The organism is Saprospiraceae bacterium (genome assembly GCA_016715965.1).
Lineage (GTDB): Bacteria > Bacteroidota > Bacteroidia > Chitinophagales > Saprospiraceae > Vicinibacter.
On sequence record JADJXG010000001.1, the window covers coordinates 2,665,079 to 2,690,579 of the forward strand.

General features: G+C 36.6%; 24 protein-coding genes and 1 pseudogene. All 25 read left to right on the forward strand.

Annotated features, from left to right (window positions below):
- The 25 genes and pseudogenes from IPM48_10015 to IPM48_10135 all read left to right on the forward strand — a co-directional run bounded on the left by IPM48_10015 (position 1) and on the right by IPM48_10135 (position 25,491).
- Entirely contained in the window at positions 1-801 is an 801-nt protein-coding gene (locus IPM48_10015; GenBank protein MBK9271924.1) for an ABC transporter ATP-binding protein, read from the forward strand.
- Positions 798-1,601, forward strand: coding sequence for an ABC transporter permease subunit (locus IPM48_10020; GenBank protein ID MBK9271925.1), 804 nt, complete (start codon positions 798-800; stop codon positions 1,599-1,601). Before IPM48_10015 ends, IPM48_10020 begins: the two co-directional genes overlap by 4 nt.
- Positions 1,598-2,962, forward strand: coding sequence for a hypothetical protein (locus IPM48_10025; protein MBK9271926.1), 1,365 nt, complete (start codon positions 1,598-1,600; stop codon positions 2,960-2,962). Before IPM48_10020 ends, IPM48_10025 begins: the two co-directional genes overlap by 4 nt.
- 9 nt (positions 2,963-2,971) lie before the next feature.
- Positions 2,972-3,493: a cysteine hydrolase gene (locus tag IPM48_10030; protein ID MBK9271927.1), complete on the forward strand. Its 522-nt coding sequence runs from the start codon at positions 2,972-2,974 to the stop codon at positions 3,491-3,493.
- A 544-nt stretch (positions 3,494-4,037) separates the two neighbouring features.
- Complete coding sequence (locus IPM48_10035; GenBank protein ID MBK9271928.1) at positions 4,038-5,618, forward strand: hypothetical protein; 1,581 nt, start codon at positions 4,038-4,040, stop codon at positions 5,616-5,618.
- A gap of 30 nt (positions 5,619-5,648) precedes the next feature.
- The gene (locus IPM48_10040; protein MBK9271929.1) at positions 5,649-6,572 is read left to right on the forward strand and encodes a T9SS type A sorting domain-containing protein; all 924 of its coding nucleotides are present in this window, start codon (positions 5,649-5,651) and stop codon (positions 6,570-6,572) included.
- A gap of 270 nt (positions 6,573-6,842) precedes the next feature.
- Entirely contained in the window at positions 6,843-8,801 is a 1,959-nt protein-coding gene (locus IPM48_10045; protein MBK9271930.1) for a hypothetical protein, read from the forward strand.
- A 195-nt stretch (positions 8,802-8,996) separates the two neighbouring features.
- Positions 8,997-9,503: a hypothetical protein gene (locus tag IPM48_10050; protein ID MBK9271931.1), complete on the forward strand. Its 507-nt coding sequence runs from the start codon at positions 8,997-8,999 to the stop codon at positions 9,501-9,503.
- Positions 9,504-9,638: 135 nt separating this feature from the next.
- On the forward strand, positions 9,639-10,559 hold the full coding sequence (locus IPM48_10055; protein ID MBK9271932.1) for a restriction endonuclease: 921 nt from the start codon (positions 9,639-9,641) through the stop codon (positions 10,557-10,559).
- Positions 10,560-10,927: 368 nt separating this feature from the next.
- Positions 10,928-11,410 carry a hypothetical protein gene (locus tag IPM48_10060; protein ID MBK9271933.1) on the forward strand — a complete coding sequence of 161 codons (483 nt, stop codon included), beginning with the start codon at positions 10,928-10,930 and terminating at the stop codon, positions 11,408-11,410.
- A gap of 92 nt (positions 11,411-11,502) precedes the next feature.
- A complete protein-coding gene (locus IPM48_10065) occupies positions 11,503-12,351 on the forward strand; it encodes a DUF3347 domain-containing protein (protein ID MBK9271934.1) in 849 nt (282 codons plus the stop codon).
- Positions 12,352-12,409: 58 nt separating this feature from the next.
- Positions 12,410-14,554: a heavy metal translocating P-type ATPase gene (locus IPM48_10070; protein ID MBK9271935.1), complete on the forward strand. Its 2,145-nt coding sequence runs from the start codon at positions 12,410-12,412 to the stop codon at positions 14,552-14,554.
- 10 nt (positions 14,555-14,564) lie between these two features.
- Positions 14,565-16,835 (forward strand): multicopper oxidase domain-containing protein, encoded by a 2,271-nt coding sequence (locus IPM48_10075; GenBank protein ID MBK9271936.1) that lies wholly within the window; start codon positions 14,565-14,567, stop codon positions 16,833-16,835.
- Positions 16,836-17,222: 387 nt separating this feature from the next.
- Complete coding sequence (locus IPM48_10080; GenBank protein MBK9271937.1) at positions 17,223-17,507, forward strand: hypothetical protein; 285 nt, start codon at positions 17,223-17,225, stop codon at positions 17,505-17,507.
- A gap of 13 nt (positions 17,508-17,520) precedes the next feature.
- Positions 17,521-17,997, forward strand: coding sequence for a DUF1772 domain-containing protein (locus IPM48_10085; GenBank protein ID MBK9271938.1), 477 nt, complete (start codon positions 17,521-17,523; stop codon positions 17,995-17,997).
- Between the two features lie 160 nt (positions 17,998-18,157).
- Positions 18,158-18,500: pseudogene (locus IPM48_10090) on the forward strand (cupin domain-containing protein).
- 11 nt (positions 18,501-18,511) lie between these two features.
- Positions 18,512-18,916 carry a group III truncated hemoglobin gene (locus tag IPM48_10095; protein ID MBK9271939.1) on the forward strand — a complete coding sequence of 135 codons (405 nt, stop codon included), beginning with the start codon at positions 18,512-18,514 and terminating at the stop codon, positions 18,914-18,916.
- A 183-nt stretch (positions 18,917-19,099) separates the two neighbouring features.
- Entirely contained in the window at positions 19,100-19,495 is a 396-nt protein-coding gene (locus tag IPM48_10100) for a helix-turn-helix transcriptional regulator (protein MBK9271940.1), read from the forward strand.
- A 68-nt stretch (positions 19,496-19,563) separates the two neighbouring features.
- Positions 19,564-20,436, forward strand: coding sequence for an SDR family oxidoreductase (locus tag IPM48_10105; protein ID MBK9271941.1), 873 nt, complete (start codon positions 19,564-19,566; stop codon positions 20,434-20,436).
- 354 nt (positions 20,437-20,790) lie between these two features.
- Positions 20,791-21,867, forward strand: coding sequence for an asparaginase (locus IPM48_10110; protein MBK9271942.1), 1,077 nt, complete (start codon positions 20,791-20,793; stop codon positions 21,865-21,867).
- Between the two features lie 441 nt (positions 21,868-22,308).
- The gene (locus IPM48_10115; protein ID MBK9271943.1) at positions 22,309-22,650 is read left to right on the forward strand and encodes a cupin domain-containing protein; all 342 of its coding nucleotides are present in this window, start codon (positions 22,309-22,311) and stop codon (positions 22,648-22,650) included.
- An 11-nt stretch (positions 22,651-22,661) separates the two neighbouring features.
- Complete coding sequence (locus IPM48_10120; protein ID MBK9271944.1) at positions 22,662-23,066, forward strand: group III truncated hemoglobin; 405 nt, start codon at positions 22,662-22,664, stop codon at positions 23,064-23,066.
- A 176-nt stretch (positions 23,067-23,242) separates the two neighbouring features.
- Entirely contained in the window at positions 23,243-23,836 is a 594-nt protein-coding gene (locus tag IPM48_10125; protein ID MBK9271945.1) for a Crp/Fnr family transcriptional regulator, read from the forward strand.
- 56 nt (positions 23,837-23,892) lie between these two features.
- Positions 23,893-24,912, forward strand: a complete 1,020-nt coding sequence (locus tag IPM48_10130; protein MBK9271946.1) for a cytochrome c — start codon at positions 23,893-23,895, stop codon at positions 24,910-24,912.
- Positions 24,913-25,023: 111 nt separating this feature from the next.
- Complete coding sequence (locus tag IPM48_10135; protein MBK9271947.1) at positions 25,024-25,491, forward strand: hypothetical protein; 468 nt, start codon at positions 25,024-25,026, stop codon at positions 25,489-25,491.
- The last annotated feature ends 10 nt before the right edge of the window (positions 25,492-25,501 follow it).

Below are 25,501 nucleotides of genomic sequence, written 5' to 3' on the forward strand. Positions count from 1 at the left end.
ATGGAGATTGAATTAAAAGACATATCGTTTGAATATGCTTATCCTAAATCTTTAGTTCTCCAAAACATCAATCTGAAAATTGAGAAAAGTGATGTGGTGGCATTGATGGGAGCAAGTGGTTCAGGAAAGTCAACTCTTATCAAAATAATTTCCTCTTTTTTAAAACCAACAACGGGGAGTGCTTTGATAAAAGGTAAAACTATTCTGTTGAATAAACCGCATCAAAGTTTAGCGTATGTTTCTCAATCCTCACAGAAAACTCTTTTCCCTTGGCTTTCAGTAGAGAAGAATCTCTATTACCCAAACAAACTTAGAGGGACTTTTAACGAAGTGAGCAAAAAATATTGTGATGAATTGCTTTCAACTCTAAAACTTGACAAGTGCAGAAAGTCATTTCCAAATAAACTTTCTGGAGGTGAACAGAAACGACTTTCACTCGCAGTAGCACTCAGCTACAAGCCCGAAATAGTTTTACTTGATGAGCCATTTTCAGGAATTGACTTTAAACTCACAGAGGAACTTTGGGATATACTATATCAAGATTTTCAAACAAGAAAACCGACAGTCCTTTTCGTTACACACAGTTTGGATGAAGCATCATTACTGGCAAACAGAACAGTTTTTTTGAAAAACATTTCCAACGAAAAAGACAAAGAGTTTTTCTCACTTCATTTTCCTGATAAGTGCATTAAAGATTTTGACGGTTCAGGAACGCTTCCACGATACGAACAAATTACAAACGCAAATATTATCAATTACAGAGGTTACTTATTGGAACAATTTAATTCACCCCTTAGATGAAAAGAGTTTTACAAAATCCTAAAATAGTTTTTGGATTTGGGTTTCTGGTTTTACCAGTATTCCTCTTTCTGCTTTGTATTGTTCTAAACTTATTTGCTCCCGAAGCTTTGAAGTTTCCAAAGCCGGCTGTAATTTTTTGGGAAGTCATCAATACTTTAGGAGAAACCAAAGTTTGGACGATACTTGGAAACACCCTTTTGAATGTTTCAATTGTTTTACTCATTGCTGTATTCTTAGGATTGCTCTTTGGAATTGTTTTAGGTTATAGCAATCGGGCTTGGAATCTCTCACAACCGACAGTAGATTTTTTTAGAAGTATTCCTGTAACATTTCTTATTCCAGCATCAGGACTTTTGTTAGGTGTTACTTCTCAAAATATGATTTGGGTTTTAGCTTCTTACCCATGTATGTTGATTATGATTTTAAATGTTAGAGCAGGGTTAACGAAACAAGAATCGGAAAGAGTTTTATCGTATTCAATTATTAGTGGCAACCCAAATCCAATAAAGAAATTTTTCCGAGTAACGATTTTTGAAATTCTTCCTGATGTTTCTACAGGATTCAGAATAGCACTTTCATACAGCATTGTAATCGTTACAGTTTTGGAATACATGAATATTGGCAACAACGGTAGCAATCCAGGAATTGGTAAACTCATTGGTGAAGAAGCAGAGCAATTAAATTACCCAAGAGTTTATGCTCTAATTTTCGTTATTGGTTTGGTGGGCTTTCTATTAAACAAGATTGTAGAAATCTTAGATTCATTCTTTTTACAATGGTCAAAAAATAATTCCAAATGACAGCAACAGGCGGCTCAAACAATAAAACCTTAAATGTTATTCTGCAAATTGCAGGAATACTTGGTGGACTTTATTATCTCATTCATGTGGTGAGTTATATTTCAGAAGGCATTTCCCTTTTCGGTTCAAACAAGAATGTTGTATTTGGTATTGGAATTTCAATATTGGTTCTTTCTATAATCTTCGGCTTTCTTGTCATTCGTGCAACAAGAGCAAACCTTAAAGAGGGAATTAATTCCTTTTGGCTTAAAAAATCTTTCATCATTCCCTTTTTAGTCATAGCAGTTTTGAATTCACTTTTTACTGCTTATTTATTTGGGAAGAAACTTTCATCAGCAGATGAAAACATCAAAACGAAAACAAGGATTGTAATTATGCTTCCTTTAGGCGATGTAATAAAACCAGCTTATCAGGATGGCATGAGGCAGATGTATGGATACGCTGAATTTTTGAACGATTACAATTCAAGATACACTGAAGATTTTGAGTTTGTTCCAGTTGACCATTCAATGAATTATGAAATAGCCAAGCAAATAGTAGAACGAGAAGTAAACAATGGAACTAAATATTTTATATGCACAATGAGCAAAGTTAATGAGGAACTCTCTCAACACTTTGATGAAATAGTTAGCAAGTGTAAATATTCGGGAGACCATCCAATACTGATTTGCACAGTTACATCTTCTCCCAAAATTTCACTTAAACCAAATTCAGTTTATCGCTTTTATGTAAGAAGTCAAGAAGAAGGAAAGTGTTTAGCTAATTTTGCTACTAACAAAAAAATAAATTCAGCAACCTACATTGTTGTAAATGACCCTTACGGAAAAGGTGCAGATGAGGAATTTAAAAAGAACTGGAATGGAAAATTTACCGAGGGAATTAAGGTTGACTTTGGAACAGGCGTAGATGAGATAAGTTCTCAAATTGAAAAGCAACTTAAAAGTATTCCGCAGACAGATAGACAAGCGATTTTTATAGCTCACTACGGTAATGGTATTGACAATATTTTAAAGGCATTAAGTAAAGAGAAAATCAGTGGAGTAATTCTGGCAACTTCAACTCTTAGCATTACTGATTGGCAAGAGCCAATTCAAAACATTCTTTCAACATACGAGTGGTATACATGCGTTCCTGATTACAATTCCATTGACAAAAATCAAGATGATGTAATTAAAAACTTCACGACACATACATTGAAAAGATTGGTGCAAACAATCAATTTAAAAAATGGAAACCCCACATCGTCATTTGACGAGAACTGGAAAAAGGCAGAAGTTTATACAAACCTTGACATTACTTGGGACACTAATGGAGATGCTATCATTCCAATGAAAGCAGTTAATAAAACATACTTTAAATAAACAATAGAAATGAAAGTTCTAATCATCATTGACATGCTGAAAGGGTTTTGCAGAAAAGGGTTTCCGCTTTCACTTCCTGATTCAACGGCAGACATTGAAAATTACATTGCTTCAAAAATTTCAGAGACACATCAACAAGGCGGCAAAGTAATTTTTGTTTGCGACAGCCATTCTTTGACTGACCCTGAAATAGGAAATCCTTATCCACCGCACTGCATGACAGGAACTGTTGAAGCGGAAATAATTGACGAATTGAAGCTGCTTGCAGACAAATCAATCGTTTTGACAAAACACACTTTGAGTATTTTTCTCAATACAGGACTTGAAAAGTATTTGCGAGAGTTCAAACCGACAGAAGTTGAATTGACAGGGGTTTGCACTGACATTTGCGACTTGTTTGCTGTTTACGAATTGAGAATAAGAGGTTATAATGTTTTCGTTTCAAGCAAAGGAGTATTACCGCTTGACCCGAACAAACAAACAGAATACATGGACTACTTTAAAAACCGACTTGGTGCAAAAACAGAATAAGGCCAACGCACATTGCAAGCACATTTTATTTTTTGCAATCGCACAATGCCACCGCAGAAAAAAATAAAAAGAACTTGCAATCTTCCACCCAAAAAAAATTGAATTAAAAAATTATCCACCCACAAAAAAAGAAATTAAAAACCCCAACGCACCGTGCAAACTCTGACATACACCGCATCTAATGTAAATCGCCTCGGACAAAGTATGTGCGGTCTTGACACGACACATCTTCGGACAGACAGAAGGGCATCCGGTAACAAGGTATTGCCAAAAGCGGGGGTGACGGGCTTCTATGACACTTTTGTACTTAACCGAACTTTATTTTTTCAAATCAACAGTAGTGCTGAAACGCCCCGCCTTCGGCAATACCCGAAACGTTATCAGATATTTTAAATAAAAAAGTGTATTTTTGTGGATACACCACAAAATAAATGGCAGCAAGTACTAGTAATTTGATAATTATTCACAACAATTGCCTACTGTTAGAATATTCTGCAAAGCAGTAAAGACAAATTTATGCAAATTTGAAATTAAAACTATTAATATGAACAAACTTGTCAATCTAACCTTTCTCTTGATCTTAATTGCTTTTATCGGTCAGAAAGTTACTGCCCAGACGGAATACTGTGACACAATTCAACCGTCACAGTCAGCAAATGCTGCATCAGAACCTTGTTTTAATGTAGATAGTATTTTTCAGAATTGTGTCCCTGTCTATGTTAAAGTTAATTTTCACTTCTTTGTGAATGATGACTGTTCTGGAAATGTTTCATTGCCCCTAGACGGTACTCAAGTCAAGCAAGAGGATGCCACAGGATGGGCAAATTACCTGATTTATTTAGCAAATATGGATCTGGAGAACAATCTGCCTCAATTGAATGCAAGTGGATATAACACAGCCCCCAGCTCACCTCATTGTAATCCAATCAGATGGGTCTTAAGTGGTGTTTATTTTCATTGTGATGAAGATGATAAATTTGATGGGTATAACTTGAGCTCATTAAGAACTAAATATGCTGTAAATCTTAATTCTGAGATTAATATATTTATGTCCTCCTTTAACCATACCTCTGTAAGTGGCGTGGCGTTTTGGAAAGGAAGCATTTTATCTGTTAATCGATTCGACAAGGGTAATCTAAATCATGAATTGGCACATAATTTAAGTTTATTACATAGCTTTGAAGGAGAAGATGATTGTGCGGATACACCTAAATTAGTGTTCGATTTTGATCGAAATTGTAATGGCCAGATAAGTACAAATCCTAATGATAACGAAAAAAACCAAAAATGTTGGGGTTTGGAGCCGACCAATAGTGCGAAATGTAACCCTACTCCTCCCTGTACCATCTTCCCTTGCTGCGATTCTGGATGGGTCAACAATAATATTATGGGCTATAATAATCCAAATGCAGCATGGACAAATTGCCAGATTCTAAAGGCATTGGATAATTTAGCCAATTTAAAATGTGATTTCATAACTCAAGTAGGAGGTAATTGTCCACCTCCAAATGCTTTTATAACCAGGATACCAAAAGAAACAGTTCAATCCAAACACTGTTCCTATTGTTTCGATTTGAACGCAAGTACGAATTATCAAAAATATAAAGTTGAAATTTATGATTATCAAAATCCATCAAATCCAGTATTAATCAAATCTACAAATTGGATAACTGGTACAGCAAAAAAATATTGCATAGGAGGCTTGAGCTTGAATGGATCTTGGCAAAATGGAATGCAAGCCAACCACCCATACTTAATTAAATTAATTGTACAGAATGAATGTGACGAAACAGCGTTCAGCTACCCATTCACTTTGCCAGTTAAGGATTGTCAAATTACTTCCACACCGGACACAGTTAGAAAAGACTATTTTTTAAGCTTAAGCCCTAATCCGGCATCTAATGAGATAACTATACATTATGAGCTTGAAGATTCTCATAATACCAGAATTTTTATTACCCACCCATTTTACAACAACTATAGTTACAACGTCAAATCTTTTGGAGCTCAGGATGCTGGTACTTACAATTTAACGAGTCAAATCCAAGATTTAAACACTGGGCTTAATGTCGTAGTCCTTCAAGTGGATGGTACTATTTTTACGGAGGCATTTATTAAGCAATAAAGTAATATTTATTATTATAAATTAGTTAATATGAAAAATATTGTTTTAATTGTGCTTAGTTTTTTCTTGTATTGTATACAAGGAATATCTCAAAAAATTGCTCAATTTGAAATGAAATTCTACTTTGAAGATGCACGAGGAAATAAAGATACTTTATTTTTCAGGGCAGACTCATCAATCGTAGACGATGAAACAAAATCTTCTGATGATTTAAATTTAGACTGGGATGAATCAATAGATAATTCACCATTTGATTCGACAATCGAAGTAAGAGGACAAGGATTGAACGGAAATTCCAATTTTTTTCATAATATTATCGTTAAAGCATATGATAATGGTCAGGGTTGTATAGCTCCAAAACCTCTACTAATTTTCGTTTACACTAAGTATTGGCCTATTAAAATGACTTGGAATCTAGATTATTTTAGAGATCATGGTTGTCTATACGGTACTTTTGCTACACCCGATGCAGATTATGCCAAGAAGTGGCTTTTTAATGACCCTGTGCCCATTCGTGAAATTGCCTGTTTAGGAAATCAAAATCAATTTGTTAAAGATTTAAGAGAAAGCGAATTATTCTCCAATTGGGAGCTGCCATATGAGACATTTCACGAGGTTATTGGAAATGGAAAAATTCCAATTACTGCTATACAGATTTATTTTGGGAAGCCTTGGGCTCATTTATGTGATACTTTATCTTCTATCAATGACTTTGAGAAATTGAATGTTACAGTATTTCCTACAATCGTTTCAAATCAACTAAAAATTGTTAACCCAAACTCTGAATTATTGGATTGCAGGATAATTAATATTGAGGGAAAAGAATTTGATAAATTTGTTATTAATAACAGTGAATATTATAAAGATTTGGAGTACCTAAGTTTCGGCCTTTACTTAATAATAATACAAAACAGTAAAGGAATTAAAATTGTTAAAAAATTTATTAAAACTTAGGTTAAAACATCTGATAACAATGTGTATGACGATCATCCCGCCAACCGGCGGGACGACGCATACACTTAGTTATCAGATATTTATAAAACCTAACTCGATGATCGAAGAATTCACTTTATGGAGTACAATTCAAACTAAATCAAAATGTTACGTAATTAAAAAATATTAAAATAATGGTGTTCTTATCTGGACTTCAACACCCAAAAATGAAAAACAGCTCAATGTCAAAAGAGATAAGATGACAATTTGATTCATTAAAAAACGATTTAAATGAAAAAATTTAATAAATTAGTAGTTATTTTGATTACAATGGTGAGTTTAAATCTTCAAGCTCAAGTTGAAGTAGGATGTGGAACTTTTCCATCATCTGACTCCTTAATGGAGACTCTTCCTTGGTATGGAAACAATGAAGTTCTTGATTCCTTTATTTCTGCTGGTCTAAAAAGAGTAAATGACAATTTGCCATTTAGTGTAAGAACCAGTGGCAATACGTGTCCCGAAATTAATGAACTCATTTTTATGCCTATTCAATTTTTCTGGGTACTTGGGACAAATGAACCACCTCCAACCCCAACCCAAGTCAAAAATGTTATAAAATGGGTGAATGAATTTTACCAAAATAATGGCTTGCCATTTAGATTTTACTCTGGATATCCATTGGAGCTAAGGGATGAGGATCACTTGGTGATTAATAATTATACAGAAGCATACTTTATGTACTTAGGATTGCACCATAACAGTGCAATTAATGTTTATGTTGTTGATGATATTGTTGGGGCTGATGGTGTATATAATGGAGTAGGAGATTTTATATACGTTAAAAAAGACATATTTTCGAGCAAAGGCGAAGCCAGTACTCTAAGTCATGAATTGGGTCACTTCTTTGGCCTCGAACATACATTCAGAAATCATGATCATCCTGATCCATTATGTTATCGCGAACCAGTTAGTCGAACTAGAAATTATAATCCTTTACACTGCGGTATTTTTAAATGGGGAAAAATGTGTTCATCAACTGGTGATGGACTTTGTGATACACCTGCTGATCCATCAATATTCTGGGATAATTCGAATTGTGTATTCAATCGGATTCAAAATGATATTTGGGGAAATCAATTTGTTCCAAACGCTCGTAACATTATGTCAAACACAAGACCAAAAAGCTGTAGAACAATTTTGTCAGAAGGGCAAAAAGGAGTAATTTGGCATAATTTACTAACAAAACATGAAGAGTTATTAGAAATTGATGAAGACAACTTAAATCCTGATAAATATGAACCAGATCATACACCAGAAATTGCAACCTTAATTAAGGTGGATGAAACCCAATGTCATTCAATGCAAAACTGGTGCAGAGATGAAGTTGATAATCTTTGGGTTGAAAAAAAACAATTTATAGGAGATTACTACTTTGAGGTTGAAGACGCAATGGGAAGCAACAATCCAGTAGATGAAGTTAAGTTTTTTAATAGAAATTCAAATGGAGGAAATGGTTCAGAAATAATAAGTATCAGATCAACTCAAAATGGTGCAAGAAGATTTGCTATAGCGTGTACTGACATCACTTCTGCTTTTGGAATGAATATTGAGATAAAAAGAAATAATAGAGAGCAAGGTATTTACATAGCAAAGTTGTTAAAGAGCAATAACTTAAGTATTAATAATAATGATAAGGATTGCTTATCGGCAGGTGATGTATTGAGCATTTTAAATTTACCAAGTGGCTGTACAGTTAGTTGGTCAAGTACAAAAAATATATCGTTTTCAAATAATGGGCAAGGGAATCCAGTAACTATTGAAAACTTGAATGGAAATACTCCACCAATACTAATCAATGCTACAATTTCGCACAGCAATGGTTGCTCAGAGCAAATATCTAAAGAATTTAAATCTTTGGTTGGAGTAAATTCTCCCTATTTTGTGATTAAGGAAAATGAAAAACCTTGTAGAATTCATGGGTTTTTATACTATGAAGGATACTATGAAACAGAACCACCTGTTGAGGTTGACTGGACAGTATCGAATGGAACTCTGTCGCCTGATTATGGGTACTATACAAGCGTAACGCCAGATGAACTAGGTTGGATTACTATTACTGCTACTTATAATGATGGTTGCTCAATACCAAGGTCTGTACAAAAAAATGTATTGGTAGAAAATTGTGATGATGGTCCGAAAATAACTATTAATCCGAATCCATCTGATGGAAATATTAATGTTCGAGTTTAAGGTATTGAAGACTTAATTAATGGGAGCATAATCACAATTATTGATGGTTTATCAAATGTTAGATTGACTCAAACTACAGATTTAGATCAAAACTCAATTGATGTAAGTGCATTAAATAATGGAATTTATTATTTGAACTGGACAGGCCCAAATTTTAGCCTTTCTTCGATTTTAATCATTAATAAATAACAAGAAATGAGAAGTCTTATTCATATATTACTAATATTATCTATCCTTTTAACAACTTGTTGTACCCCGGGAGGTGAAGAAGCGTGTGATAATAACCCATTTTATACTCCATTTTTTTGTTATGTTTATGATAAAAACACAAAGGAATCCATAGTTGGAAGATGCGTTAATTGCCCATATTCAAATGAACTGTCAACTTTGAGAAATGAATTTGGAGATACAATTTTGACTGAGCAAACAATTGATACAGATGGCGCAATGAAATTTTACTTAGCAACAGAACAAATAGACTCAATAAATAAAATGATAAAAAAATCTTACTATTTACATCTTGTAGATTTTAATGGGGTTGAAAGAGATATTGATACAATCAGATTTAAGTTTGAGATTACAAATAGTAATAATTGTGATTTATTTACATACAAGTCTTTTGAATGTTATTATAACGACAGCTTATATTTAACTAGCTATCCATGGAATAAATCGGGCGGAAGGGTAATATTTCATAAATAAAAGAAAACATCTGATAACAATGTGTATGACGAACATGGCGGCTAAACGCCGCCACGTCGCATACACTCGGCCGTTAGCGGGCAGCCTAAAAGACGACAACTAAACATAAAACGAACTGACAATTAAAGAGAAAATATGATTCCAGACTATCAATCCTTAATGCTTCCACTACTCAAACTTGTTGCGGACGGACAAGAACACAAATACAGAGACTTGATTGAAAGTTTGGCTATTGAATTTGAAGTTACAGACGAAGAAAGAAAAGAACTTTTGGCAAGTGGCAACCAAGCTATTTTTGACAACAGAGTTGGTTGGGCTAAGACTTATCTAAAAAAAGCAGGTCTTCTTGACTCTCCAAAACGTGCGACATTCGTTATCACTGACCTTGGAAAACAGACTTTAGCGAAAAATCCAGACCGAGTTGATGCAAAGTATTTAAGACAGTTTCCCGCATTTTTGGAGTTTCAAAACGCTTCGAGAAACAATAACGAAAGCGAAGAAGATGAAACAACAATAATCGAGAACAACGAGCAAACACCCGAAGAGAGTTTAGACAAAGCATACCAACGAATAAGAAAATCGTTAGCGTCTGAACTGCTTAACAAAGTTGTTGACCTCTCTCCTGCTTTTTTTGAGCGACTTGTAGTTGAACTTTTAGTTAAAATGGGTTACGGTGGTTCAATCAAAGACGCTGGAAAAGCAATGGGTAAAAGCGGTGACGAAGGAATAGACGGGACAATTAAAGAAGATAAACTTGGACTTGACATCATTTACATCCAAGCCAAGCGTTGGAGACCAGGAAATGTTGTTGGACGACCAGAACTTCAAAAATTTGTTGGTGCACTTGCCGGACAAGGAGCCAAAAAGGGAATTTTTATAACAACATCAAATTTCACTAAGGAAGCATTGGAATACACACCGAGAAATGAAACGAAAATTGTGCTCATAGACGGTGAACATTTGGCTCAACTAATGATTGACTACAATCTTGGTTGCACGACACAGCAGACTTATGAACTTAAAAAAATTGACAGCGACTATTTTGGAGAAGAATAAAACATACGGACAGACAGAAGGCCGACCCGCTAACATGCGTTTGGCGTCATGCGGGGTGAAATGGTTAAATTCAAGTGCAGTTTTTCAAATCAACTTTTGTGCTGGGTTGACAGTTTTGTGCTCCGAAAACCCGCACGAACGCCAAGCGCAAAACCGTTACCGGCAAGTGTAACAGACGACAGTGCAAATATTAAACGGACGACCAAAATTTGAGCATTAACACAAGGGCAAACCATTTTGAAAAGCGACCAACATATAGACCTTATTACTAACGGACAACGAGCAACCCGACACGCCGACCGACCCTATGTTTTTTATTTTTTTGCCTATGTACATTTTTTAAAAACAATTTTTAACCAACCGCACAAATGGCACATTTGGTTTTGCCCGACACACAAACCGACCCTTCGCGAAACCAAAAGAGCCATTTTTTGCCAACACACCCGAACGAAAAAATTTATACCTTTGCAGACAGAAAATATATGACAAGACAAATTTCCATAATGCTGATAGTGGTGCTTGGTTTCTTTTTAACACCAACGCTAACCTATGCTTGTGGAAAATCTCATACTAAAACTGAAAAATCTTGTTGCGACAAAAAAACTTCACAGACTGAGAAAAAAGACTGTTGCAAAAATCATACTGACAACAACCAAAACAATGACGGTTGCGGTGGAAAATGCAAAAACGCTTCTTGTCATTGCCCAACTGCTCCCCTTGCTTTTGCATTAACTCTTGATGCAGGAATGAAAAATCATATCATCGTACTCGAAAAGTTAACTATTGGCTATACGCAAAGTTATATTTCTTCGGGCTTTCATTCTATTTGGCAACCGCCTAAAATAAGCTGATTTCTTGTCTTGACAGCCATAGGTGTGTCCTATTGAAAGCGATTTAAAGGTTTTCAAAGTTTAAGTAATTTAGTAATCTAAAATTTTAAAAAATGAAATCATTAAAATATGTAATGACAGCATTGGTAATGTTGTCATTCGGAGTGAGCAACGCTCAAATTAAAAACGCCAGAACCGAAACCGTAAAAATTTACGGTAATTGTGGAATGTGTGAAACCACCATAGAAAAAGCAGGAAATGTAAAGAAAACAGCCATCGTAGATTGGAACAAAGACACGAAAATGGCGACCATTACCTACGATGCAAAAAAGACCAATCAGGACGAAATCCTGAAACGTATTGCCTTGGCAGGTTACGACAGCGATAAATTTCTTGCACCCGATGATGTGTATGCAAAACTGCCTGAATGTTGCCTGTACGAACGGGTAAACAAACCTGTTGTAAAAGCAGAACCGAAAACGGAAACACACGACCATTCAAGTCATGCGACATCTACAGAAATGCAGGAAGTAAACCAACTGAGATCTGTTTTTGACAACTATTTTTCATTAAAAGATGCACTGGTAAAATCTGACGGAAACATAACTTCCACAAAAGCAAAAGACTTGCTAACCGCTCTTGACGCTGTTCAAATGAATAAACTTTCAAACGAGGAACATACGGTTTGGATGAAAGTAATGAAAGACCTTGCCTTTGATGCAGAACACATTGCTGAAACCAAAGATGTAGCACATCAGCGAGACCATTTTATGAGCTTATCAAAAAATATGTACGAACTGATAAAAGTTTCAAAACAGGAAAAGCCTGTTTATTATCAGCATTGCCCAATGGCAAACAAAGGCAAAGGAGCAAATTGGTTGAGCAAAGAAAATGCTATTAAAAACCCTTATTACGGTTCGCAAATGCTTACTTGTGGTAGTACAGTTGAAACTATAAAATAACCAACAAAGCAATGAAGTGGTAAAATCCATCTTCATTGCTTTTCAAAGCAGAAAGAATATGAAAAAATATACTTGTCCGATGCACTTACAAGTGATAAAGGACGAACCGGGAAAATGTCCGCTTTGCGGAATGGATTTAGTTCCTATGGGTGGCAGTAAAAAAGAAACACACAGCCATCACGAACACCAACATCACGACCACAAAGAACATTCGCATCAAAGTGAAAACCATAATCATCATTCCGATAGTGGTTACGACAAACACGAAGGGCATCATACCCACGATTTCCTCAAACGTTTTTGGGTGAGTTTAATCATTACCGTTCCCATTTTGCTCTTATCGGAAATGATACAGCATTGGTTCGGTTTTACTATTGCTTTTCCGGGAGATAAATATGTACTGCTGACATTAGGAACTATTATTTACATCTATGGTGGAATGCCTTTCCTGAAAGGAATGGTGGGCGAAATCAAAGCCAAAGCCATCGGTATGATGACCTTGGTAGCCATCGCTATTACTGTCGCTTATGTATATTCTGTAGCCGTGGCACTGGGATTGAAAGGTATGGATTTCTTTTGGGAGTTGGCAACCCTTATCGTGATTATGCTTTTGGGGCATTGGATGGAAATGCGTTCTACTATGGCAGCTTCAAAAGCCTTACAGTCATTGGTGGCACTTTTGCCAAACGATGTTACTGTGGAACGAAATGGTGAAGCCATAAAAATAAAACTTGAAGCACTGAAAAATGGCGAAACCATTATCATCAAACCCGGTGAAAAAATTCCTGCGGATGGAACAATTGTCGATGGAGTTTCTTATGTAAACGAAAGTATGCTCACAGGCGAAAGTGTTCCGGTGAAGAAGGAAAAAGACGGAAAAGTAATTGCAGGTTCTATCAATGGAGAAGGAGCGTTAAAAGTTACTGCAACAGGTGTAGGCAAAGACAGTTACCTCAATAAGGTTATCAATTTAGTTCAGGATGCACAAGCAGCAAAATCCAATACGCAAAACCTTGCCGATAAAGTAGCTAAATGGCTTACTTATATTGCCATTGCAGTAGGCGTAATCACTTTTATTTATTGGTTTGGCAGTAGCGGAGATATTGCGTTTGCTTTGGAAAGAATGGTTACCGTAATGGTTACGGCTTGTCCACACGCTTTGGGTGTGGCTATTCCATTGGTGGTTGCTATTTCCACCACGCTTTCGGCAACCAATGGTTTACTCATTCGCAACCGAACGGCATTTGAGGCAACACGAAAATTATCTACCATTATTTTCGATAAAACCGGAACATTAACCAAAGGTTCTCATGCTGTTGAAAAGGTTATTCCATTAACCGATAAATATACTGCCGATGAAATGGTACAGTATGCAGCAGCCGTTCAGCAATATTCCGAACACCACATTGCAAAAGGTATTTTGAAAACGCTGAAGGAAAGAAACCTTGAACTATGGAAGTCGGAAAACTTCAGCTATATGGCTGGTGTTGGTGTAAAAGCAGTAGTACACGGAAAGGAAGTGGTGGCAGCAGGACCTAATTATTTCAAGCAGAATAATCTTACCGAACCGGAAACTCCCAAAGAAATCAATCAAAATATTGAAACCGTCAATTATGTTTTTATTGACGGTGAAGTTATCGGCATCATCACCTTGGCTGACAGTATTCGGGAAGGTTCGCAAGAAGCTATTGAAGAGTTAAGAAAGATGAACATCAAATCCATTCTGCTTACTGGCGACAATGAAAAAATTGCAAAGGCAGTTTCTGAACAATTAGGAATGGACGGCTATATCGCCAATGTATTGCCTCACGAAAAGCAAGAGAAAGTAAAAGAGTATCAAGCCAAAGCTGAAATAGTGGCCATGACAGGTGATGGCGTGAATGATGCACCTGCATTGGCACAGGCAGATGTAGGTATTGCAGTAGGTTCAGGTACGGATGTAGCTGCTGAAACTGCCGATATTATTCTGGTTAACAGCGACCCAAGAGATGTTGTAAAAATGATTGACTTCGGTAAACGGACTTATAAAAAAATGGTACAAAATCTCCTTTGGGCAGTTGGCTACAATGTGATTGCCATTCCGCTTGCAGCAGGTGTGCTTTACCCCAATTTTGTTTTAAGTCCTGCTATGGGTGCGGTTTTGATGAGTGTAAGTACCATTGTGGTTGCGATTAATGCGAGCCTTTTAAAAATTAATAAATGAAAATTCTAAAATGGATATACAAAATATTTTTCAAAAAAAGCTGTTGCCGATAACACTGATGCTTTTGGCAACAACTTCTCTTTTCGCACAAAAAGTTGTGCGATACGATTTATATGTAAAAGACACATTGGTAAACTATGCAGGAAAAGAAAAAAGAGCAATTGCAGTAAACGGTCAAATTCCAATGCCAACACTCACTTTTACAGAGGGCGATACTGCTGAAATTGTGGTACACAATCAGCTAAAAGAAAGTACATCACTACATTGGCACGGAGTATTTTTGCCCAATAAAGAAGATGGTGTGCCTTGGCTTACACAAAAACCTATTGAACCCGGTACAACTTACACATATCGTTTTCCCATAATCCAGCACGGAACACATTGGTATCATTCCCACTCGGGTTTGCAAGAGCAAATTGGAATGTATGGCAGTTTTGTGATGCTAAAAAAGCAAAACGACCCAACTTTTAGAAAAGGCATCGATGATTTACCAACCGTTCCCCTGATGATAAGTGAATGGACAAATTATAATCCCAATAATATCAACCGAATGTTGCACAATGCCAACGATTGGGCAGCCATTAAAAAAAATGCAACACAGTCATACGCAGAAGCTATTCGAGAAGGGCATTTTAAAACAAAAATCAAGAACGAATGGAAACGGATGTTGGCGATGGACGTAAGTGATGTGTATTATGATAAAATTCTACTCAACGGAAATCACACAACCGATTTAAAAACGGTTGACGGAAAAACCTTGAAAGCAGGTGATAAAGTAAGATTAAGAGTTTCCAATGGTGGAGCTTCGTCCTATTTTTGGTTGCGGTATGCAGGCGGTAAAATTACTGTAGTTGCCAATGACGGTAACGATGTTGAGCCTGTTGAAGTGGACAGGTTGATTATTGCGGTTTCTGAAACTTATGATATTGTTGTAACCATTCCTTATGACGGTGTTTCTTACGAATTTTTGGCAACAACCGAAGACAGAACACAATCTGCAAGCTATTTTATTGGCAACGGCATCAAGCAATTAATTTCTCCGCTTCCAACATTAAAATATTTTGAGGGAATGAAAATGATGAATGATATGATGAAAATGGACGGCAATCTGGACGATATGGGAATGAAAATGAGTCTGAACCAAATGGATATGAACGTGGTAATGTATCCCGAAATAACAGGAGAAGCGAAGCAAAAACAAAAGCAAGACCATAGTCAGCACAATGTGGACAGCGACCCAAACCGCTACAATGCCAACGAATTAGGAGAAATAAAGACCCTGAATTATGCAATGTTGCAATCGCCCCATAATACAGAACTTCCTAAAGATGCTCCGGTGAAAGAATTAAAATTTACACTTACCGGAAATATGAACCGTTATGTGTGGAGTATGGATAACCGGATACTTTCGGAAGTGGATAAAATACCAGTGAAAAAAGGAGAAATACTGCGTATTACCATTTATAACAACTCTATGATGCGCCACCCGATGCACTTACACGGTTTTGATTTTAGGGTAATCAATGGTAAAGGCGAAAATGCTCCTCTCAAAAATGTGTTGGATATTATGCCGATGGAAACCGATACCATCGAGTTTTTGGCAAATGAAGAAGGCGATTGGTTTTTTCACTGCCATATCTTATACCATATGATGGGCGGAATGAATAGAGTTTTTGCAGTTGATGACTATCAAAATCCACACTTACCCAACAAGAAACAAGCCTACAATAAATTGCAAAGAGAAAGTAATATGCTGCACTTTATGATTGAAAATGATTTTGCAACCAATGGGAACGATGGTGAAGCAATGGTTCAAAATGCAAGATGGAGTTTGGGTACAGAATGGCGGTTGGGCTATAATGATATGCACGGCTACGAAGTAGAAACGCATTTGGGACGATACATCGGCAAAATGCAATGGTTTATGCCGTTTATTGGTTTTGATTACCGATACCGAAAAATGGGAATGGACGAACACGAAACAAACTTATTCGGACAAAAGAATGAAAAAGATACACGCAGAGCTGTTAGTTTAGGTTTTATGTACACCCTGCCAATGCTCGTTAACTTTCAGGCAGAAGTATATCACGATGGAATTGTTCGATTGTCTTTGATGCGTGAAGACATTCCGATTTCAAAAAGAATAAGAGCAGGTTTTATGGTCAATACCGATTTTGAATATATGGCTGAACTAAAATACATTATCAATAAAAATATGGGAATACGAACACATTATGACAGCGATATGGGATTTGGAGTTGGACTATCATTGAATTATTAAAACCCATCAATTGCAAGCACATTGCCAAAGCCACACAAGCCAACGCTCAAACCAAAGCTTTGGCAAAGAGCTTGCAAAGCCGACTCAAGACAAAATTGTTTTAAAAAAATTCCCGACCCTTCAAAAAAAATTAAAAAACGTAACACACAACCGACCCGACAATGACACAAAAAACTCAATACTGACAATGGTTTGCAAAGACTGGCAGACAGAACACCAGCCGGTAACAAGGGTTTGGCGTAATGGCGGGCGAAGTGCTTCGTATGAAAGTTTTTGCTAAATTTGAACTTTGGTGCTTCGATTGAAGGGTAGTGCTAAAATGCCGCCACTACGCCAAGCCCACTTCCGTTAGCTGCCATTTTTTGACGATATTACTAAATTTGAAATATGATAACTCTAAGAATTGAACATAAAATAGCCAACTATGAAGCTTGGAAAAAAGCATTTGATAGTGACCCAATTAATCGAAAACAATCAGGTGTGAAAAGCTATCGTGTTTATCGACCTGCAGACGATGACTTTTTTATCATCATCGAGCTTGACTTTGATAACATCGGACAAGCCTTAGCGACACAGGCTGCATTGAACAAAATGTTTGGTAACATAGACGGCAAAATCATATTCGGCCCACAGACAAAAATTCTGAATATTATTGAAACAGTTGAACTTTAACAATAACCACACCATGATACTAAATCTTATACGTTTTTCGAACATCATTGTAGCGGCTCTACTTGCCGGGACAAGCTTCGGAATTTGGATGGGACTAAATCCTACCAACTATTCGCCTTCAGCTTACATAGAACAACAGCAAAATCTGGTTCAATCATTAAATGCATTGATGGTTTCCCTTGTTATTTCTGCAACTTTAGTGACAGTTGTTTCGGCATTTCTTCAACGTAGGAACAAGAGTACTTTTATGACATTACTTATTGCTGCATTTTTTTTTGCTTCGTGTATTTTCATTTCAAGGTTTGGAAATCTTCCAATCCAGACTGAAATGCTTAATTGGAGGACAGATTCTCTTCCTGACAACTGGATTTCGCTTCGTGACAAGTGGTGGTCGCTTCACATTATGCGGACAGTTGCAGAATTAATTGCTCTTGCACTTGTGGCTTGGACAACAAGTAAAACTGTTTTAAACATTAGCAATGAAAAGTAAAACGTCAGCTAACAGCGGTTTGGCGATATGGCGGGCGAAGTGCTTCGTAGAAACATTTGTGGTTAAACAAACTTGTTCTTCGTATGAACATTAGTGCTATAAATCCGCCACATCGCCAAGCCGCAAACCGTTGTTGTACGCAAGCATAAAAACAGACCATATGGACAAATTATCATTTAACTACGAAATTGAATTTAACGAAAACCATGTTATATCAAAGGTTATTGTTGAAACTTCATTTTCAAAAGAAATACGAATTCTTTTTAAAAAGTGGACAGGTTATGAAAGAGCATAAGACGCCTTTCCCAATTATAATTCACATAATACAGGGAAATTTAAAATTAGGTGTGCAAAGCGAAATGTATGATATGAAAGATGGCGATATTATTGCATTGGATGGTAACATTCCTCACAATTTAATAGCAGTTGAAGATTCAATTATACGCCTAACTCTATCAAAACATGATAAAGTAGAAAGAGTTAAAAGTGTTCTTGAAAACTAAATTGATTCGCAATGAGACAAATTGATAACAGAAGCGACATAAATATTTTAGTGAATAGTTTTTATTCAAAAGTAAGAGTAGACGAACTATTAGGGCCAATTTTTAATGCTCACATTTCAGATGATAAGTGGCCAGAGCATCTTGACAAATTGACTGATTTTTGGGAAACTAATTTATTTGGAGTTGCAAAATTCAAAGGAAACCCAACGCAAAAGCATATCAATGTTGACAAAAATTTAAATTATAGCATTGAACAAAAGCATTTTGGGAGATGGTTGCAAATTTGGTTTGAGACTATTGACGAACTTTATGAAGGAGAATATGCCGACAAAGCTAAAAACTCTGCTCGAAAAATGTCGACAGGACAATATTTGGCTATTTGGCAACAACGACCAGAAAATAAAATAGAATACTAAAATGCCTGCGTACAACAGCAGTTTGGCAAAATGGCGGGTTCAGTGCTAAATTGAACATTTGGTTTTCAAATGAACATTAGTGCTAAATTGAAAGTAAGTGCTTCTAAATCCGCCACTTCGCCAAGCTGCAAACCGTTAGCGGTCAGGCTACAACGACACCCAAACGACAATAATCATAACGGAATGACAACAGAAAAAGATAAAGCATCTGTTAGACAAAAGGAAATAGTTGCCCAGTATCTTCACGAGCTTGACAAACATTTGACCGACCTTAAAAACGGAATGGCTGACAAAACTTTTGAAATAAAGGATTTGGCTGAATTGCTATTTGTAAGTCCCAAACATTTGAGCAACACTATTCAGGAAGTATTAGGGAAATCGCCCTGCGATATTTATGAAGAGCGGCTTATGGAAATTTCTAAAGAACTTTTGCTTACAACCAACAACACCATCTCACATATCGCACAGACATTAACCTTTGACCCGTCTAACTTCACCAAATTTTTCAAGAGCTATGAAGGCAAAACCCCAAAACAATTTCGTGAACTAAATTCAAAAACTGAACTTCTCACCAAATAATCGGAACTTCTCACCATAACCAACCCATAATCTATTTGGAAATTTGCACCAACAAATTCAAATAGATTATGACAAAGAAAATTCTAATAACAGGTGCAAGTGGTGGCTTCGGAAAATTAATCGTATTTGCACTGTTACAAAAAGGTCATTCAGTTGCCGCTTCTATGCGGGACATCAATGGGAAAAACAAATCCATTGCAGACGAACTGAGTAAAGCAGGAGCAAAAATTATAGAAATTGATGTTACTGACGATACAAGTGTAAACAATGGAGTGCAAAAAGCCATTGCAGAACTTAATGGCTTAGATGTTTTGATAAACAATGCAGGTACCGGAGTTCTTGGAATGCAGGAGTTTTTTACACCTGCCGATTTTCAAAAAATATTTGACATTAATGTTTTTGGGGTACAACGAATGAACAGGGCCGTTGTTCCCTATTTCCGTGAAAAGAAGGACGGTTTGATTGTTTATACTTCAAGCTTGCTTGGCAGAATAGCCTTGCCATTTTACGGAGCTTATCAGGCTTCAAAATGGGCATTGGAAGCTCTAGCAGAAAATTACAGGGTAGAACTTTCTGGTTTCGGAATTGAAAATTGCATTGTAGAGCCGGGAGGATACCCAACTTCATTTAACGAAAATCTAATAAAGCCAAGCGACAAAAGTAGAGAAGCCGCTTATGGCGATTTTGCAAAAGTGCCTGAAATAGCACTTCAAAATTTTGAGAATGTTTTAAAGAACAATCCGCAACAAGACCCTCAAAAAGTGGCAGACGCTTATGCCGAACTTCTTGAAAAACCCAAAGGCGAAAAACCATTCCGTAAGGCAGTTGATTTTATTGGTATGGCAGAACATATCCAAAAATATAATGAACACCACGAGCAAATAATGACAGGACTTTACACAAAATTTGGAACACAAGGAATGCTGAGTGTAAAGAAATAAGTCAACGTGAAATATTTTCAGGACAAAGGTTAATACTTCGGTATTGACCTTTTGGCATTAGCAAAAGCCCGAACCGCTAACAAGGTATTTGCAAAAGCACGGCTGACGGAAGTAATTGAACAGTTGTGCATCTATCAACTTTTGTGCTTATATTTAGCTGACGTTTTTCAAATACCGTGCCTTCGCAAATACCCAAAACGTTGTGCACAATGCCGCGGGACAGCGGGACTGTGCTTCGAACATTGGCACTTTTGCTTGCCACTCATTCCCGCGCGACACCAAAGCAAGCAAAAGAGCCAACGATTTCCCAAGATGAAAAATTTACTAATTTCAACTACATATTAAAAGACTGAGATGAACTTTTTAATCAACACACTAAAAAAAATACTATTAGTACTTCTTTGTTCCAGTTGGACTCATTGTGCCACATCACAAAATTTACCGCGTATAATTGTGTTATCAACTGGCGGCACAATTGCTGGACAGCAACCGAATATGGATAAGGCAGGTTATTTGCCGGGCAAAATTCCCGTTGAGGAATTACTCAAGAACATTCCTTCAATCACTCAAAAGGCCATTATTCAGGGAGAGCAAATAGCATCGATAGGAAGTTATGATATGACTGTAGACATATGGATAAAAATAGCACTGCGTATCAATGAAATATTTGTTAAGAATGAAGCTGATGGAATTGTAATAACCCATGGTACAGATACGCAAGAAGAAACAGCTTATTTTCTCAATCTTACTGTTCAATCAGATAAACCAGTTGTATTAACTGGATCAATGCGTCCAGCAACAGCCATAAGCGCTGATGGGTCTAAAAATTTATATGATGCCATCATTGTAGCAAGTGATACTAGCAGTAAGGGAAAAGGTGTGCTGTTATGCTTTAATGAGAATGTCTATGATGCTAAAAATGTAGTTAAGTCAAGCACTACCAGTGTGAATGCATTCTCGTCACCAAATACTGGTGCCATAGGACAAGTATATGATGGAAAAGTATTTTATAACACCAAGACATTTAATAAGCATAACGGTTTTAGCGCTTTTGACATCACTAAACTTGCTTCATTACCAAACGTAGAAATTGTTTATGCTTATGCAGGAGCCTCTGATGCGGCAATAAATGCTTTTATCAATAATAAAGTTGACGGGATAATAATAGCGGGGACTGGGAATGGCAGTTATGATAAAGCTATACGAGAATCCGTAAATGATGCAGTTAAAAAAGGCATAATAGTAGTAAGATCATCAAGAGTATTTTCAGGGAAAGTTACCACTCAATATGTAGGACAATTTGACGATTCTAAATTTGGTACAATATTTTCAGATAATCTTAATCCTCAAAAAGCAAGAATACTTTTGATGCTTGCGTTAACCATCACAAAAGACAAAAATAGAATTCAAGAATTGTTTCTGACTTATTGATTGAAAAATCATTAATTACTTATAAGTCCAGACGGTGAGGCTAGCAAGAAATTGGACATGGGAAAGATTAAAAGAGTTGAAAATTGACAAGCCGACTGTCGACTAAAAACATTTCGGACTTCTTTACCGATAGAGACATCGACAAAGATTCATGCTTCGAACCCGCAGCACCAATGCCCAAAGCCGCGCAACTTCAACACACATCCAAAGCTTTGACATCCGTGCTGCTCAGTAACGGTCGAATGCGGCACTGTGCACAACAAAAGGTTTGCACAATTGCCGGGTTCGGTGTCCTCATTAACTCTCGGTTTCATTATTTACATTTGTCACGGGGGACACTGTACAACTGGTCAGCCTTGCCATGCTTCGCATTTAGCAAGGCTTCCTATACCGGCAACTGTGCAAACCCAAACGTTGTACGCAAGCATAAAAACAGACCATATGGACAAATTATCATTTAACTACGAAATTGAATTTAACGAAAACCATGTTATATCAAAGGTTATTGTTGAAACTTCATTTTCAAAAGAAATACGAATTCTTTTAAAAAGTGGACAGGTTATGAAAGAGCATAAGACGCCTTTCCCAATTATAATTCACATAATACAGGGAAATTTAAAATTAGGTGTGCAAAGCGAAATGTATGATATGAAAGATGGCGATATTATTGCATTGGATGGTAACATTCCTCACAATTTAATAGCAGTTGAAGATTCAATTATACGCCTAACTCTATCAAAACATGATAAAGTAGAAAGAGTTAAAAGTGTTCTTGAAAACTAAATTGATTCGCAATGAGACAAATTGATAACAGAAGCGACATAAATATTTTAGTGAATAGTTTTTATTCAAAAGTAAGAGTAGACGAACTATTAGGGCCAATTTTTAATGCTCACATTTCAGATGATAAGTGGCCAGAGCATCTTGACAAATTGACTGATTTTTGGGAAACTAATTTATTTGGAGTTGCAAAATTCAAAGGAAACCCAACGCAAAAGCATATCAATGTTGACAAAAATTTAAATTATAGCATTGAACAAAAGCATTTTGGGAGATGGTTGCAAATTTGGTTTGAGACTATTGACGAACTTTATGAAGGAGAATATGCCGACAAAGCTAAAAACTCTGCTCGAAAAATGTCGACAGGACAATATTTGGCTATTTGGCAACAACGACCAGAAAATAAAATAGAATACTAAAATGCCTGCGTACAACAGCAGTTTGGCAAAATGGCGGGTTCAGTGCTAAATTGAACATTTGGTTTTCAAATGAACATTAGTGCTAAATTGAAAGTAAGTGCTTCTAAATCCGCCACTTCGCCAAGCTGCAAACCGTTGGGCGTAATGATAAAACTCAGTAGAACAATTTAAACTCAATGGAAAAAATTATTTCTGCACTTGCCAGGATAGAACCCTTGACAACTGGTCAACAAGATGCTCTATTAGCACTTCAGCCTTTCATGAAGCATGTTACCTTAAAAAAAGGCGCTTATCTCTATCAGGTAGGCGAAATTCCAGACTTTGTCGTATTTGTTGAATTTGGAATACTTCGTCACATTATTATTGACAGCAGTGAAAATGAAAAAATACTTAGGTTCTACAAGGAGAAAGATTTTATTGAAGACTGCCAATCCTTCAATGAACAAAAACCTGTGAATTATTCAATCCAGGCACTTGAAGACTGTGAACTCAGTTATTTCAAATTTCTGGAGGTGGCACATTTATATACCGACTACCCGGAATTTGAAAAAATAGGTAGGAAAATGATGGAAAGTAACGCAGCATCTTATGGGAAGCATTTATCTATATTATTGAAATATAATTCAGAGGAACGGTATAAGTTTTTAATTCAACACTATCCTGAACTCATAAAAAGAATATCGGTTACCCACTTGGCACAGTACCTTGACATGAACAGAGTCACCTTAAGCAAAATGAGGTCACGAATCCTTAATGGCAAGATTTTGTAGCTTAAACTACACATCTCAAATATGCCTGTGCCCTAACTTTGCTGAAAATTACGGACATGGACAAAAAAAACTCCATTAAAAAACGAAGACTGGTTATCAGGATACTGAAATGGACAGGAATAGGACTAATTGTCCTCATTCTTGGTTTTGTTGCATTTGTGCAATTGACCTGGGACAAGAAACACGAAGCTCCTTATCCTGAAATTACAGCCAGTAGAGATTCTGCTGTAATCGCAAGAGGTGCTTATCTTGCAAATAGTGCTGCTCATTGTGGTGCTTGTCACACAAGCATGGATGAAGTTCGATTATTTGACGAAGGGAAAAAGGTCGAGTTCAAAGGTGGTTGGGAATTGTCTTTCCCGGGCTTTGGGACATTTACAGGACCAAACATTACCTCAGATAATGAGACAGGGATAGGAAAATACACAGATGCCGAAATAACGAGGAGCCTTAGACATGGGGTAGGCACGGACGGCAGGGCACTCTTTCCAATGATGACCTTTCAGGGAATGAGTGATGAAGACTTAACCGCAATAATTTCCTATTTGAGGACTTTGCCTCCTATTCAAAATAAAGTGAAGCCATTTGATTATGGGTTCATGTATAAAGCGCTGTTGGCTGTAGGAATGATAAAACCAGAAGGAGCAAAAGAACCTCCACCAAAGTCTGTGAAAATTGAGCCTACGGCTGAGTATGGTAAATACCTTGCGTATAATGTTGCCAATTGCAGGTCATGTCATACTGAAGTGGATATGAATACCGGTGAATACATCGGTAAAGACTTTGCAGGAAAGGCTTATTTTCCACCTGATGAATTTTCAGAAGGATATTCATATGTATCTCCGAATTTAACTCCCCATCAAGAAACCGGAATTATGGCAGGTTGGACTGAAGAGCAATTTGTAAATCGGTTCAAACATGGAAGAGTACACAAAGGCAGTCCTATGCAATGGGGAGCTTTTTCAAGAATGAATGATGTCGAACTTAAAGCATTGTACAAATTCTTCAAGTCTCTCGAACCTGTCGAAAATAATATCAAACAAATTGTATTCGCACCGGGGGAAAAGCCGGAATGAGAAACACATACGCCCAACAACGGCTATGCGATAATGCTCCCGAAACGGTCGCACTACGCATAGCCAGCCGTTATAGGCGACCATTCGTAAATTTATAATAAAACTTTAATTATGAAAATTGTAATTATCATACTTACAGCATTAGCTATGATTTTAACTTCTTGTTCAAAGGAGAGTTCGGACACAGGTGAAGGTACATTTTATTGTAAGATTGACGGAACTCCTTTCAGTTCCTCTGGAATGTTATTATCCGCTTCAACCTTTGGAGATGGTTTTAAAGTTATCGCTATAGAATCTGTTACCTCTGGTAGATCTGTTGCACTATTTGTCTCTGAATCCTCAACTGGTACATTTGACCTTGGGCCTTCTCAGCAAAATAATAGGGGCTCATTTTTTGATTCTTACCTAAATACGGTGACTTATACCACCCATTCATTAGATAATGATGGTTCCGGTACAGTAGTTCTTAGTCGAAATGATGGAAAAATAGCAATTGGAACTTTTGAAATGAATGTCTCTAACGGAAGTAGAGTTATAAGAATTACTGAAGGTAGGTTTCATGTCAGATACTTAAAATGATGGATTGTTA